Origin of the sequence: Pseudomonas laurylsulfatiphila, from assembly GCF_002934665.1 — a bacterium.
Classification (GTDB): domain Bacteria; phylum Pseudomonadota; class Gammaproteobacteria; order Pseudomonadales; family Pseudomonadaceae; genus Aquipseudomonas; species Aquipseudomonas laurylsulfatiphila.
Map to the genome: position 1 here is coordinate 314,345 of NZ_NIRS01000002.1, position 14,467 is coordinate 328,811.

Here is a 14,467-nt window from a genome sequence, read left to right on the forward strand (position 1 = left end):
GACAGGGAACACTATGAACTACCGCATCGTATTCACCGGCCTGGCACTGGCTCTGAGCACCAACGCCTGGGCCGACTTCACCGCCACCCCGGACGAAGCCCGGGCCATTGCCAAGGAGGCCTATCTGTACGGCTTCCCGGTGGTGGAGATGTACAAGACCCTCTACACCCAGGCCGTGGACAAGAAGAGCCCGAATTTCAAGGCACCGTTCAACCAGATCGGCAATACCGCCAAGGCGTTTACCGCGAAGGACACGGCGTTCGTCACCCCGAACTCCGATACGCCCTACTCCTTTGTCTGGATGGACTTGCGCGCCGAGCCGTTGGTGCTGACCCTGCCGCCCATCGAAGAACACCGTTATTACTCGGTGCAACTGATCGACGCCTACACCCAGAACTTTGGCTATCTGGGCACTCGCAGCACGGGCAACAACGGGGGTCACTACATGATTGCCGGCCCGAACTGGCAGGGTCAGCAACCGGTCGACATCGACCGCATGGTCCGCAGTGGAAGCAACATCGCTTACGCGCTGTACCGCACGCAATTGTTCGATGAAAAAGACCTGGCCAAGGTCAAGCAGATCCAGAAAGGCTACAAGGTCGAATCCCTGAGTCACTACGTCAAACAGAAAGCTCCGGCTGCCGCACCGAAAATCGACTGGCCGAAACCGACGCCAACCATGAGCGAGACCCCGGACCTGTTTCGCTACCTGAATTTCATGCTGGCATTCACCCCGGCCCAGGACGTGGAAAAAGACCTGCTGGCGCGCTTCGCGAAAATCGGCGTCGAGGCCGGCAAACCCTTCAAGCTCAGCGACCTCACCGCCGAACAACGCAAGGCGCTGGAAGACGGTATCAGTGACGCCAGGGCCGAGTTCGCCGAATTCAAGAAAACCAAAGTCGACACCCATGAGATCAGCAGCGGTGACCTGTTCGGCAGTCGCGACCACCTCAAGGGCAACTACCTGTACCGCTATGCAGGTGCCAACATGGGGATTTTCGGCAACTCTGCCGAAGAGGCGAACTACTTCGGCTATTTCGTCGACAAGGACGGAAAACCGGTCGACGCGTCGAAAACCGACTACACCCTGCATTTTGACAAGGACGCCCTGCCCCCGGTCGATGCGTTCTGGTCCCTGACCATGTACGACGGCAAAAACAAACTACTGGTGGCCAACCCGCTCAATCGCTACTTGATCAATTCGCGGATGTTGCCCGACCTCAAGCTCGATGCCGATGGTGGCCTGACCCTTTACGTGCAACACAAGGCACCGGCCAAGGCATTGCAAAGCAACTGGCTGCCGGCTCCGAATGGTCCGTTCTACGGCGTGCTGCGCCTGTACCTGCCAAAACCGGAAGTCAACAACGGCCAGTGGAAACTGCCGCTGCTGACGCCAGCCACCACACAACAATAAGCGGAGTCGTTCATGATCAGGCCTTTCGTAGTGCGCCCCTTGTTGGCGCTGTGCATGGTCAGCGTCAGTCCATGGGTCCTGGCGGCCGAAGGCGGTGTCGGTCGCCCGATCACCGGCCAACAAGTGTTTTCCGATGCCGGGATCGTGCCCCCGGAGCCGGGTTGGGTCATGTCCCTGACCAGCATCTGGTACGACGGCGACCTCAAGGGCAACGCCCAGGTGCCGATCGTGGGCGCCCTGAGTACCGGGCTGGACATGAAAGTGTCTTACACCATGGCCAACTTCACTCGCGTCTGGGACACGGGCAAGGGTCGCTGGAACTACGCCTCGGCCATCGGTGTACCGGTGCAGTACACCGACATTACCGCGAGCATCACCGGCCCTCGCGGCAGGACCCTGGGCACCGAAGACACTGGCACCCAGTTCGCCGACATCCTGGTCACGCCGATTGCCGCCGGTTATCACTTCGACGAACTCAACCACATCGCGTTCTCGCTGCCGATCTACGTGCCGACCGGTGCCTACAACGACGATCGCCTGGCCAACCCCGGGCAGAACACTTACACCTTCATGCCGACCGTGGCGTTCACCCATCTGGACGGCAAGGGCGGCGAGTTCACGTTGTCGAGCGGCCTGGAGTTCTACACCGAGAACGACGCCACGGATTATCAAAACGGCAACATTTTCACCCTCGACGCCCTGTGGACCCACGGCTTCGGCAACGGCTGGAACGCCGGCGTGGTGGCAGGCTATATCCAGCAGGTCACCGACGACTCCGGATCCGGCGCAACCAGCGGTTTTCGCGGACGCTCGGTGGGCGCGGGCCCGACGGTAGGCTGGAGCGGCAAGTTCGCCGACGCCCAGGCCAACATCAGTGCCCGTTGGGTGCCGGAGTTCGACACCAAGAACCGGCCCGAAGGCAATGGCATCAGTGTCAACCTGACCCTGGCATTTTTCTAAGAGGTAGCCAGGGATGGCCATCAGCACCCGTTCGACCTTTTGCAGGATCCTTTCATGACCGCACTCAACGACCTCAACGCCCTGCAAGCCAGCATCGCCGAAGCGGTACTCGGTCAGGACCAGGTGATCCGGCAGATCCTCGTCGGCCTGCTGGCCAACGGGCATCTGCTGCTGGAAAGCCTGCCCGGCCTGGCCAAGACCCGCACGGTGAAAGCACTGGCCAAACACCTGGACGCGAAGATGAGTCGCATCCAGTTCACCCCGGACTTGCTGCCGTCGGACATCACCGGCGCCGAGGTGCTGCATCAGGTCGAAGGCAAGAACGAAATACGCTTCCAGCCCGGCCCGCTGTTCGGCAACCTGATCCTGGCCGACGAAATCAACCGTGCGCCGGCCAAGGTCCAGGCGGCGTTGCTCGAAGCCATGGAAGAACGCCAGATCACCGTGGCCGGCAACAGTCATGCCCTGCCGGAACTGTTCATCGTGGTGGCGACCCAGAACCCGATCGAACAGGAAGGCACGTACCCGCTGCCGGAAGCGCAGATGGACCGCTTCCTGATGAAAGTGCTGCTCGATTACCCGAGCGCGGAAAACGAAAGCCAGGTGCTGCGCCTGCTGCGCGAAGAAGAGCAGGCGCTCGGCGCCAAAACGGCTGCGGTGCAAGGGTTCGCCCTGGCCCAGGACGTGATCTTTGCCGCGCGCCGGGAAGTCAGTGCGGTGCACGTGTCCCCGGCCATCGACCGCTACCTGATCGACCTGATCAATGCCACGCGCCATCCGGCCGATTACGACGCCGATCTCGGGCGCTGGATCAGCATCGGCGCCAGCCCCCGCGGCGGCATCGGCCTGGACCGTTGTGCCCGGGCCGACGCCTGGTTGCAGGGCCAGGATTTCGTGTCTCCGGACAACGTGCGCGCCGTGGTGCACCCGGTGCTGCGCCATCGGCTGCAACTGAGCTACGACGCGGTGGCCGATGGCGTGAGCGCCGACCAGGTGCTCGACCGTCTGCTCGATAAAGTCGCGATCCCGGCCTGATGCCCATGAACAGCGTCGACGGCCTGGTGTATGTCTCTCTGGCGCAGTTGATGGCCCTGGAGTTCAAGGCCCGGGACCTGAGTTTTGTCGCTCGCCAACCTCAAGGCAGCATCCTCGCGGGCAATCACGCTTCACGCTTGCGTGGCCGCGGTCTGAACTTCGATGAGCTGCGCCGTTATCAGCCGGGGGACGATTTGCGTCATCTCGACTGGCGCGCCTCCCTGCGCACCGGCAAACCGGTGGTACGGACATTCACCGAAGAGCGCGACCGCCCGGCGCTGATCCTCGTCGACCAGCGCATGTCGATGTTCTTTGGTTCGCAACGCAGCTTCAAATCTGCCGTCGCCGCCGAGCTTGGTGCCCTGGCGGCGTGGATGGTGTTCAACGCCGGCGACCGCGTCGGTGGGCTGGTATTCAACGATCAACGCATCGACAGCATCGCCCCGCTGCGCAGCCGCAAACGCGTCGAAGCGCTGTGCAGCCGCATTGCCAAGCAAAACCAGGCACTCAATGCGGGCAACCCGGATGCCGAGGGCGAAGACCAGCTCGACAAGGTCCTGCAGCATTGCCTGGCCGTGGCCGGTCACGATCACCTGATCTGCATCGTCAGTGATTTTGCCGGGGCCGGCGAACGCACCTTGCAACTGATGCGGCAACTGGCGGCCCATAACGATGTGATCGCCATGCAGGTCTATGACCCGCTGGCGCTGAACCTGCCGAAAAACGGCCGCGTGCTGATCACCCAGGGGCAATTGCAGGTGGAATTGGCGGTGGATCGGCAACAGGTGCATCAGCCATTGGGGGATTTTCTCAGCGGTCGGCTCAAGGACGTCGCCACTTTGCTGCGCCGTAGCCAGGTGCCGTTGATGATGTTCAGCACCGCCACCGAAGCCCACGAACAACTGCGCGACGAACTGGGCAAGCTCGCCGGGAGACGCCGATGAACCCCGCTATCCCGAGCATCGACCAACTCAAGGAAATGGCCCTGCCGGCGCCGGTCAGCTATGCGCCGCAGACGTGGGGTTGGTGGACGTTGCTGACATTGTTGGTGCTCAGCCTGTTGCTGGTCAGTGCCCGACGTTACTGGCAATGGCGGCGCGATCGCTATCGGCGCGAGGCGCTGGCACGGCTGGCGGAGTTGCAGCAACGCAGCAATGACCTGAATGCGTTGCGCGAACTTCCGGAGCTGCTCAAGCGTGTGGCCCTCTCGATGCCCTTCCGGCAAAACACAAAACCTGTGGGAGCGAGCCTGCTCGCGAAAGCGTCAGGTCAGTCGACACAACCTTTGGATGTAACGTCCTCATCGCGAGCAGGCTCGCTCCCACAGGGATCTCCTGCGGCGCTGGGGAACGAGGATTGGCAGGTGTTTTTGCAGCGGCACAGTAAACAGCCCTTACCGGCCGATTTCAGCCAGCAACTGGCGCGGCTTGCCTATGCGCCGGACACCACCTTGCGGGACATGCCCAGCGAACAGCGACAGCAACTGTTCAACACCTGCAAAACCTGGGTGGAGCGTCATCATGTGGCAGCTTGATTACCCCTGGTTGCTGATCCTGCTGCCATTGCCATGGTTGGGTTATCGCTACCTGCCTGACTATCGCGAGGCGCGCAGTGCCGTGCGCGTACCGTTTTTCGGCGCCATGAGCCGTGCTGTCGGCCAGGCACCCAGCCAGGCCGGTACCCGCAGCAACCGCTGGCAGCTGCTGCTGAACCTGCTGGTCTGGACACTGTTGCTGGTGGCGGCGAGCCGGCCGGTGTGGGTGGAACAACCCATCGAGCGCCAGCAGCCGGTGCGTGACCTGATGCTGGCCATCGACATTTCCCAGTCGATGGAAACCACCGACTTCACCGGCGCCAACGGCCAGAAAATCAACCGCCTGGCCGCGGTCAAGGACGTGGTGCACGGGTTCATCGACAAGCGCAAGGACGATCGAATCGGACTGATCGTGTTCGGTACCGGCGCCTATCCGCAGGCACCCTTGACCCTCGATCACGCCAGCCTGTCACTGCTGCTGGACGACACCGGCATCGGCATGGCCGGCCCCAACACGGCCATCGGCGACGCCATCGGCCTGAGCCTGAAACTGCTGGAGCAGGCCCACGAGCAGGAAAAAGTGCTGATCCTGCTCACCGACGGCAACGACACCAGCAGCGCCATCACCCCGGATCACGCGGCCGCCATGGCTGCCGCCAAAGGGGTGGTGATTCACACCATCGGCATCGGCGACCCGAACGCCGAAGGCGAAGCCAAGGTCAACCTGCAAGGTTTGCAGGACATTGCCCAGGCCACGGGCGGACGCTTCTTCCGCGCCGAAGACCGCAACGCCCTGGATCAGGTCTACAGCACCCTCGACAAGCTCACCCCGCATCAGGTGAAAACCCTCAGCCATCAGCCCAAACGCGATCTGTTCTGGTGGCCGCTGGGCGGGGCCCTCGCGCTGCTGACGATGTATCACCTGGGCGCCCTGCTGCTTCCACGGTTGATGCTCGCCCGTCAACGGCAGGAGGCCTGAGATGGACATCAACCTCGGCGACTTCCATTTCCTGCGCCCTGTGTGGCTGTTGCTCGCCGTGTTCGGCGCACTGCTGCCAGTGCTGTGGCGACATAGCCAGGATTTGCAACGGCGCATGCGCAGCAACATCGCGGCGCACCTGCTGCCGCATCTGCTCATCACCCCGCAAGACCGGCACCGCCTGCGCCCGGTACATCTGCTGTGTGCGCTGTTGGTACTGGGCGCCCTCGCCGCCGCCGGACCAACCTGGGAACAGGATCGCCCGGACTTTCTGGAAAACCGCGCGCCGCTGATCATCGCCGTCGACCTGTCGCCGTCCATGGACGCCAGCGACGTTCCACCCAGTCGCCTGGAAGCGGTCAAGCACAAGCTCCACGACCTGATCCAGCGCCGCGCCGGCTCGCGCAACGCCTTGATTGCCTATGCCGGCAGTGCGCACCTGGTGTTGCCCGCCACCGATGACCCGGCCCTGCTCGACACCTTCATTCAGGCCCTGAGCACCGACCTGATCAACAAACCGGGGAAAGATGTCGCTGCGGTCATCGATCAGGCCAAGCGCCTGCTCGCCGCCGAGAAAACACCCGGTACCCTGCTGCTGATCACCGATGGCGCCGACACCTCGGCACTGGCCGGCCTGGACAAACGACTGGCGGACAGTGCGTTGCAAGTGCTGATTCTGGCGGCCGGCAGCACCGACGGCGGAATCATCCGCGATGCCAGCGGCCAGCCACGCATCGACAGCAATGGTCGCCCGCAACTCGGCAGCTTCGACCCGGACGCCCTCAAGCAGCTTGCCTCAACGTTGAATGCCCCGTTGGGCAGCCTGACCCTCAACGATGACGATCTGGACTGGATCGAACTGCACGCCGAGCAGCACTACCAGTCAGCCAGCGACGAACAGCGTGAATTGCGCTGGAAAGACGCCGGTTACTGGTTGTGCTGGCCGCTGTTGCTGTTCGCCTTCTTCAGCGTACGCAAGGGCTGGAGCGTGAACTGGATGGCGGGACTGCTGCTGGCGGTGGGCCTGGGCCTGCAACCGGCGCCGGCACAGGCCAACGCACTGACCGATGCCTTTTTCACCCGCGACCAGCAAGGCCGCTGGGCCTTCGAACACCAGCACTACCCTCAGGCGGCGGCGCTGTTCGTCGATCCGTACTGGAAAGGCGTGGCCGCCTACAACGCGGCCGATTTCGACCTGGCACTGGCCAGCTTCGCGCGGCTCGATACACCGCAGGCGTATTTCTACCTGGGCAATATCTACGTGCGCCGGTTCAAGTTCGATCAGGCCATCGCGGCCTATCAGCAGGCGCTGAAGTTGCAACCGCAGTTCCCGGAAGCCACGGCCAACCTGGCCCTGGCCATCGCCTTGCAGAAAGACACCGAAAGCGCTGAGAAAAACACGCCGGAGGTCAAACCCGACGAAATCAAAATGGACAAGGCGCCGGGTAAAGGCCAAAGCAAAAAGATGGAAACCCAACAAGCGGCTTCGGATGAGCAGTGGCTGCAGAACCTGACCACGTCGCCGGCGAAGTTTCTCAAGCAGAAGTTCAGTCTGCAGGATCAGGCGGGGGCTAAACCGTGATCAGCCTGAAAGTCCGTGTCGCGGCCTTCGCGAGCAGGCTCGCTCCGACATTTGATCCTGGCGCACCACAAACCCCCTGTGGGAGCGAGCCTGCTCGTGAAAGGGCCCGACCACTCACCACAAATCTCGGAGCCCTGCTCATCGGCCTGATCAGCCTCAACACATTCGCCGCCGACCCTCAACTGAAAGTCCAGGCCACCCTGCAACCCGCCGACCCTGTCATGGTCGGCAGCCTGATCGAACTGCAACTCGATGTCTTCACCGACACCTGGTTCACCAACGCCCCCACCCTGCCCGACCTGAAACTGCCCGGCGCACTGGTGATGCCGCCGGACGGCCATGCCGAGCACATCAACCAGACCTTCGACGGCCAATCCTTCAGCGGCATGCGCTACAGCTACCTGATCACCCCGAACCTGGCCCAGGGCTTCGACATTCCGGCACTAACCGTTCAAGCCACACCGGGCCAGGCCAGCCACGCACTCAGCGCCCAAAGTCAGCCATTGCACTTCAACGCCGCACAACCGCCAGGATTCCAGCCCGGGGAGGCGGTGCTGGTGGCGCAGAACCTGCGCTTCACCCAGAAGACCATAAATTCAGCGACACCGTTGAAGGTCGGCGACAGCATCACCCGGGAACTGACGCTACAGGCCGACGGTGCCCTCTCCATGTCACTGCCGACACCGGCGCTGGAGGCCATCAAGGGCCTGAGCCGTTACCCGAAAGCCCCACAAATCCGCAATCTGGATGACGGTCGCGGCCACTTCAATGGCGGCCAGCGCATCGACAGCGTGACGTATCGAATCGACACCGAAGGCCACTACAATCTGCCAGCCGTCGAGCTGAAATGGTGGGATGCCAGCAGCCGGCAAACCCGCACGGCCACAGTGCCCGGCGTGACCTTCGACGCCGCGGCCAACAGCGCCTACAAGCCGGTGTTTTCAATCACCGAAGACCTGAAAGAACTCGGTCAGCACAATCGCCTGCACCTTTCCGGGCACTGGTTCGGACTATTGGCACTGGCGTTGGCGGTGGTGGCCGTGGGCTGGTTCAGTCGCCCGCTCGTACACCGCGCATACCTTAACTGGCAGGCCCGACGCCGCGCCCGGCACGCCGCCTGGCTCGAGTCCGCCGACTACGCATGGCAGCAGATTCCGGCACAACTGGAGAGCAAGCCGGCGCAATTGAGCGCCCTGTACCTGTGGACCCGACGCAGCCGCCGGGGCCTGAAATTGACCGGTCTCGGCCCGCGCCTGCAAAGCTTCCTGCGAGCCTGTTACGGCCGCGAACCGGACAAAGAGCAGGCCCTGCGCCAAATCAGGGAATCCTTGTCTACGCTGCATAGTCAGGCCGAGTGCAACAGAGAATCAGTCTCTTCTGCTCTTCATCCGCTCAACCCCGTTCAAGAGAAGGGTTTCCCATGACGAATTCGATATCGTTACGCCATCCTCGCGTATTCAGCTTCCTGCTGACCCTGGCCTTGAGCCTGCCGCTGCTGGTCCAGGCAGCCGAACCGCTGCCCTCGTGGAACGATGGGCCGTCGAAAAAGCAGATCATCGAGTTCGTGCAGGCGGTGACCGATCAAAGCAGCAAGGACTTCGTCAAACCCGAAGACCGCATTGCCGTGTTCGATAACGACGGCACCTTGTGGAGCGAGCAGCCGATGTACTTCGAAATGCTGTTCGCCCTCGAAGAAGTCAAACGCACCGCGGCGCAGCACCCGGAATGGAAAACCACCCAGCCGTTCCAGGCCGTGCTGGAAAACGATCACAAGGCACTGGCCGCCAGCGGCATGGAAGGCATGATGAAGATCTTCGGGGCGACCCACACCGGCATGACCAGCGAAGCGTTCGATGACTACGCCAAGACCTGGCTGAGTCAGGCCAGGCATCCGAAAACCGGTAAGCCGTACACCGAAATGATCTTCCAGCCGATGCTGGAGATGCTCGACTACCTGCGCGGTAACGCCTTCAAGACCTACATCGTCTCCGGTGGCGATACCGGGTTCATGCGCGCCTTTGCCGAGAAGGTCTATGGCGTTCCACCGGAACAAGTCATCGGCACCACCTTCGTCACCGCGTTCCAGTACAAGGACGGCAAGGCGTCGATCTTGCGCACACCGAAACTGGCCCACAACGACGATGGCCCGGGCAAACCGGAAAGCATCAATGCCGTCATCGGCAAACGACCGATCCTAGCGTTCGGCAACTCCGACGGTGACCTGCAAATGCTCCAGTGGACCGCCGCTGGTCCCGGCAAACGATTCATGGGGTTGGTGCACCACACCGACGCCAAACGCGAATGGGCCTATGACAGACAGTCGCAGATCGGTCGCCTGGACAAGGCCCTGGACGAAGCGAACAAACGTGGCTGGACAGTCGTCGACATGGCGGCCGAATGGCGCCGGATCTATCCGTACGACGCCGCCACACCTGAGCAAGTGCAATAAAAAAAGGCGTTACGCAGGACCGCAATAAACGTTTGTCGCACTCAGCGACGTAGTGAAAAGGAGCCAGTCAGATGACTCGCATAGGTAAGTGGCTACCGAAACTCGCCCTGGTGGCAACCTCGGTGATGGCGATTTCGGCAACAGCCGGAGCCGCTGATAAACCCAACATTCTGGTGATCTTCGGCGACGATATCGGCCAGACCAACATCAGCGCCTATTCCATGGGCGTGGTTGGCTACAAGACGCCGAACATCGACCGCATTGCCAAAGAAGGCATGATGTTCACCGACTATTACGCGGAGAACAGCTGCACCGCCGGTCGGTCTTCGTTCATCACTGGTCAGACGCCTTTGCGTACCGGTCTGTCGAAAGTCGGCATCCCGGGCGCACCGGTGGGCCTGCAAAAGCGTGACATCACTATCGCCCAGGCGCTCAAGTCCCAGGGCTACGCCACCGGTCAGTTCGGCAAGAACCACCTGGGCGACAAGGATGAGTACCTGCCGACCAACCACGGTTTCGACGAGTTCTTCGGCAACCTGTACCACCTCAACGCCGAGGAAGAACCTGAGCGCCCGTACTGGCCAAAAGACGATGCCGAGTTCGTCAAGGCCAACACCCCACGTGGCGTGATCCACAGCTTCGCCGACGGCAAGATCGAAGACACCGGCGCGCTGACCACCAAGCGCATGGAAACCATCGACGATGAAACCACCGCTGCGGCGCAGGCGTTCATCGAGAAACAGGCCAAGGCGGACAAACCGTTCTTCGTCTGGATGAACACCACGCGCATGCACGTGTTCACCCACGTACGCGATTCGATGAAGGGCCAGAGCGGCATGCCCGGCAACGAGTATGCGGACGGCATGCTCGAGCATGACGGCGACGTCGGCAAACTGCTGAAAACCCTCGATGATCTGAAAATCGCCGACAACACCATCGTCGTCTACACCACCGACAACGGCCCGAACCAGTTCTCCTGGCCGGACGCGGCGACCACGCCGTTCCGTAACGAGAAGAACTCCAACTGGGAAGGCGCCTACCGCGTGCCGGCCATTGTGCGTTGGCCGGGCAAGATCAAGGCCGGTGAAGTCTCCAACGAAATGTTCTCGGGCATGGACTGGTTCCCGACCCTTCTGGCCGCCGCTGGCGATGCCGACGTGAAGGAAAAGCTGCTCAAGGGTTGGGCACCGACCTCGGGCGGCAACAACTTCAAAGTGCACCTGGACGGTTTCAACCAACTGCCCTACCTGACCGGCCAACAACCTAAAGGCGAGCGCAAGGAGTTCTACTACTTCAACGATGACGGCGTGCTGGTGTCGATGCGTTTCGATAACTGGAAAGTGGTGTTCTGCGAACAACGCGCGCCTGGTGGCTTTAAAGTCTGGAGCGAACCGTTCGTGTGCCTGCGCGTACCGAAAATCCTCAACCTGAGGATGGACCCCTATGAGCGCGCTGATGTGGTTTCCGATCAGTATTACGATTGGCAGACCAAAAACGTCTACCTGGCCGCTCAAGCCGTACAAAAATCGGCCGGGTTCCTGCAGACGTTCATCGAATACCCGCCAAGCCAGAAACCGGCCAGCTTCAGCATTGACCAGATCCGTGCTGCGGTAGATGCCAAGATCGCTGAAAAAATGAAAGCTGCACAGTAAGACCACCGCTCGCCCTCACCGGCGAGCGGACTTTTTTCCGGAATGCGAACACATTCCAACTGTAGGAGCTGGCTTGCCAGCGATGGCGATGGCTCAGGCAACTTCTTGGGTGGCTGGAAGTCAGCCATCGCTGGCAAGCCAGCTCCTACAGGGCTTGGTTCTAATTCGAAATTCGCACAAGGCAACAGACCCATGACCTCACGTGTCGCCAGCAAGTCGTCGGCCATACCTGCCCCGCAAGTCGCCTCCCCGGCGCTGTTGATCCCCGCCCTGCTGCTGTTTGTCTCCGGCGCCGCGGCGCTGGTGTATCAGGTGCTGTGGATCAAGCAGCTGTCGTTGGTCGTGGGCGTCGAGGTCTACGCCATCACCACCGGGATCAGCGCATTCTTTGCCGGGCTGGCCTTGGGCGGCTTGCTGTTCGGCCGCTGGGCGGACCGGATGCAGCAACCGGTTGTGCTCTACGCCGTGCTGGAAGTGCTGGTGGCGCTGCTGGGTGTCGCTGCGACCTTCTCCATGAGCCTGGCGGCCGGCCCGTTTGCCTGGCTTGAAGCACAGGTGGGCTTGCTGGCCTGGGTGCTGCCGTTCGCGCTGGTAGGCATTCCCGCGCTGTTGATGGGCGGCACCCTGCCGGTGCTGGTTCGCTCCCTGGCCACTGACCCACAACACCTGGGCAAGGCCGGTGGGCAACTGTATGCGGCGAACACCGCCGGGGCCATCGCCGGCACCCTGCTCGCCGCGTTCGTGATTGCCACCCTCGGCGTGCGCGGCAGTGCGCTGGCCGCCGCCATGCTCAACTTGCTGGCCGCCACAGGGGCCCTGTGGTTTCAGCGCCGGCGCGTGGCCCCCGTCGATGCGGCGGCGAAACAACACGTTCAAAAAGCCCCCGACCGCCTGGCCCTGTGGCTGTACTCCATTGCCGGTGGCGTAGCGCTGGGCTACGAAGTGGTGTGGTCGCAATCGATCGTGCAGTTCATGAGCACCCGTACCTACGCCTTTGCCGTGGTGCTGGCAACCTACCTCACCGGGTTGTTCCTGGGCAGCATGCTGCTGGCCCGTCGGGTCGATCGCCTGCGCGATCCCTGGGGGGTGTTCGGTTTGCTGATTGCCGCAGCAGGAGCAATTGCCCTGCTGGAAGTGGCGTTGCTCGGACGCTGGCTGGTGTTCGCCCAGACCCTGGCCGAATCCTGGGTATTGTCATGGGGCGGCAGTGAACTGGCGGGCATGAGCACGCGCTTTGCGGTGGCTGCCTTGAGCATTGTATTTGTACCGACCCTGTTGCTGGGTGCGGCGTTCCCGCTGGCCCTGCGCTTGAGCGTCGGCGGCGCACAGGTGGGGCGCAACGTTGGCGAAGTCGTCGCGTTCAATACCCTTGGCGGGATCATCGGCGTGATGCTCTGCGGTTTTGTCCTGATCCCGATGCTGGGTCTGGTACGGACCCTGGGACTGCTGGCAATCATCGCCGCCGGTATCGCGTACCTCGCCGTGCGCAAGGGCCATGGCGTGAAGAAAGGCCGGCGTCAGGCGGTGATTGCCATTGGCCTGGTGTCCCTCGCACTGGCCGTGTTCACGCCGGTCAACAAGCTCGCCAGCCTGCTGCCGGGCGCGCGCAATGGCACGCTGACGTTCTACGAAGAAGGCCGTGGCGGGACCGTCGCCGTGGTCACCCAGGGCAAGGGCGAACGGGCGTTCCAGCGTTTGTACATCCAGGGCGTGTCCAATACCGGCGACGCCATGCCGTCGTTGCGTTACATGCGGATTCAGGCGCTGCTGCCCCTGTTGATCCACAACGGTGAACCGCGTTCGGCGCTGGTGATCGGGTTCGGCACCGGCATCACCGCCGGCGCCCTGACCCGCTACCCCGGCCTGGACCATCGCGTGGTCGCCGAACTGCTGCCCTCGGTGGTCAAGGCGGCCCCCTTGTTCAAGGGCAATTTCAATGCCGCGGCCGATCCGGGTGTCGATGTGCGCTTGCGCGACGGTCGCCAGGAACTCTTGCGCAATCCCCAGCGCTACGACCTGATCACCCTTGAACCGCCACCGCCCTCCGCTGCCGGCGTGGTCAACCTGTATTCCCGGGACTTCTACCAACTGGCCGCCAGCCGTTTGCAGAAACAGGGCCTGGTCGCCCAATGGCTGCCGCTGCCGACGCAGAACATCGACGACTCGCGCTCACTGGTGCGCAGCTTCCTCGACGTGTTTCCCTACGCGACCCTGTGGACCAGCGAGTTCCACGAGATGCTGCTGGTGGGTTCGATGGAGCCGATTGAGCTGGATGCGGCGAAGATCAACGCACGCTTCCAGCAGGACAGCGTCCGCAGCACCTTGCAGGATGTCGGCATCGGCTCAGCCGCAGCATTGCTCGCCACCTGGGTGACTGATCGTACGGGGCTGGAACGCTTCGCTGGGCAAGCGCAACCGGTGACGGACGATCAGCCGCGCATCGAATACGCGCCGTGGGTTCGGGCCAAGGAGATCACACGGGTGCTGCCGGCCCTGCTCGACTTGCATCAGTCGCCCACGCTGGTGAACGCCGACGCCGGATTCATCGAGCGCATGAACACCCAGCAACAACGTCTGATGCAGTTCTACCGGGCCAGCCTGCATGCCTATGACGGAAACCGTGACGCTTGGGCCAGGGATATGCGTGAGGTGATGCGCGGGGATTCCGGGAATCCGTATTACCGGTGGTTTGTCGGGGATTGATTGGCCGCCTTCGCGAGCAGGCTCGCTCCCACATGGGGATGCGTTCCCCTGTGGGAGCGAGCCTGCTCGCGAAGGGGCCATCGACTTCACCGCATCCGTTATTTGACAGACGCCGACCATCCGGCAAAGCTGCATCAAGCTTCAACGCGCGCCTGACGG

At 62.4% G+C, this 14,467-nt stretch carries 11 protein-coding genes; all 11 read left to right on the top strand.

All coding sequences use genetic code 11. The features are described from left to right. Positions 1–13 precede the first annotated feature (13 nt). On the top strand, positions 14–1,414 hold the full coding sequence (locus tag CD175_RS07240) for a DUF1254 domain-containing protein (RefSeq protein ID WP_104448315.1): 1,401 nt from the start codon (positions 14–16) through the stop codon (positions 1,412–1,414). A gap of 12 nt (positions 1,415–1,426) precedes the next feature. Beyond that, a complete protein-coding gene (locus CD175_RS07245) occupies positions 1,427–2,374 on the top strand; it encodes a SphA family protein (RefSeq protein ID WP_104448316.1) in 948 nt (315 codons plus the stop codon). A 54-nt stretch (positions 2,375–2,428) separates the two neighbouring features. Continuing rightward, entirely contained in the window at positions 2,429–3,409 is a 981-nt protein-coding gene (locus tag CD175_RS07250; RefSeq protein WP_102673574.1) for an AAA family ATPase, read from the top strand. Then, a complete protein-coding gene (locus tag CD175_RS07255) occupies positions 3,409–4,353 on the top strand; it encodes a DUF58 domain-containing protein (protein WP_420849096.1) in 945 nt (314 codons plus the stop codon). The genes CD175_RS07250 and CD175_RS07255 overlap by 1 nt, the downstream gene beginning before the upstream one ends. Next, positions 4,350–4,943: a DUF4381 domain-containing protein gene (locus CD175_RS07260; protein WP_104448317.1), complete on the top strand. Its 594-nt coding sequence runs from the start codon at positions 4,350–4,352 to the stop codon at positions 4,941–4,943. Before CD175_RS07255 ends, CD175_RS07260 begins: the two co-directional genes overlap by 4 nt. Next, entirely contained in the window at positions 4,930–5,922 is a 993-nt protein-coding gene (locus CD175_RS07265) for a vWA domain-containing protein (protein WP_104448318.1), read from the top strand. The genes CD175_RS07260 and CD175_RS07265 overlap by 14 nt, the downstream gene beginning before the upstream one ends. A 1-nt stretch (position 5,923) precedes the next feature. Continuing rightward, positions 5,924–7,504 carry a VWA domain-containing protein gene (locus CD175_RS07270; RefSeq protein ID WP_104448319.1) on the top strand — a complete coding sequence of 527 codons (1,581 nt, stop codon included), beginning with the start codon at positions 5,924–5,926 and terminating at the stop codon, positions 7,502–7,504. Beyond that, positions 7,501–8,928 carry a BatD family protein gene (locus CD175_RS07275; RefSeq protein ID WP_104448320.1) on the top strand — a complete coding sequence of 476 codons (1,428 nt, stop codon included), beginning with the start codon at positions 7,501–7,503 and terminating at the stop codon, positions 8,926–8,928. The genes CD175_RS07270 and CD175_RS07275 overlap by 4 nt, the downstream gene beginning before the upstream one ends. Then, positions 8,925–9,953, top strand: coding sequence for an HAD family hydrolase (locus tag CD175_RS07280; RefSeq protein ID WP_104448321.1), 1,029 nt, complete (start codon positions 8,925–8,927; stop codon positions 9,951–9,953). Before CD175_RS07275 ends, CD175_RS07280 begins: the two co-directional genes overlap by 4 nt. A gap of 71 nt (positions 9,954–10,024) precedes the next feature. Further along, on the top strand, positions 10,025–11,605 hold the full coding sequence (locus CD175_RS07285) for an arylsulfatase (RefSeq protein WP_104448322.1): 1,581 nt from the start codon (positions 10,025–10,027) through the stop codon (positions 11,603–11,605). A 192-nt stretch (positions 11,606–11,797) separates the two neighbouring features. Further along, positions 11,798–14,308: a fused MFS/spermidine synthase gene (locus CD175_RS07290; protein WP_104448323.1), complete on the top strand. Its 2,511-nt coding sequence runs from the start codon at positions 11,798–11,800 to the stop codon at positions 14,306–14,308. Positions 14,309–14,467 lie beyond the last annotated feature (159 nt).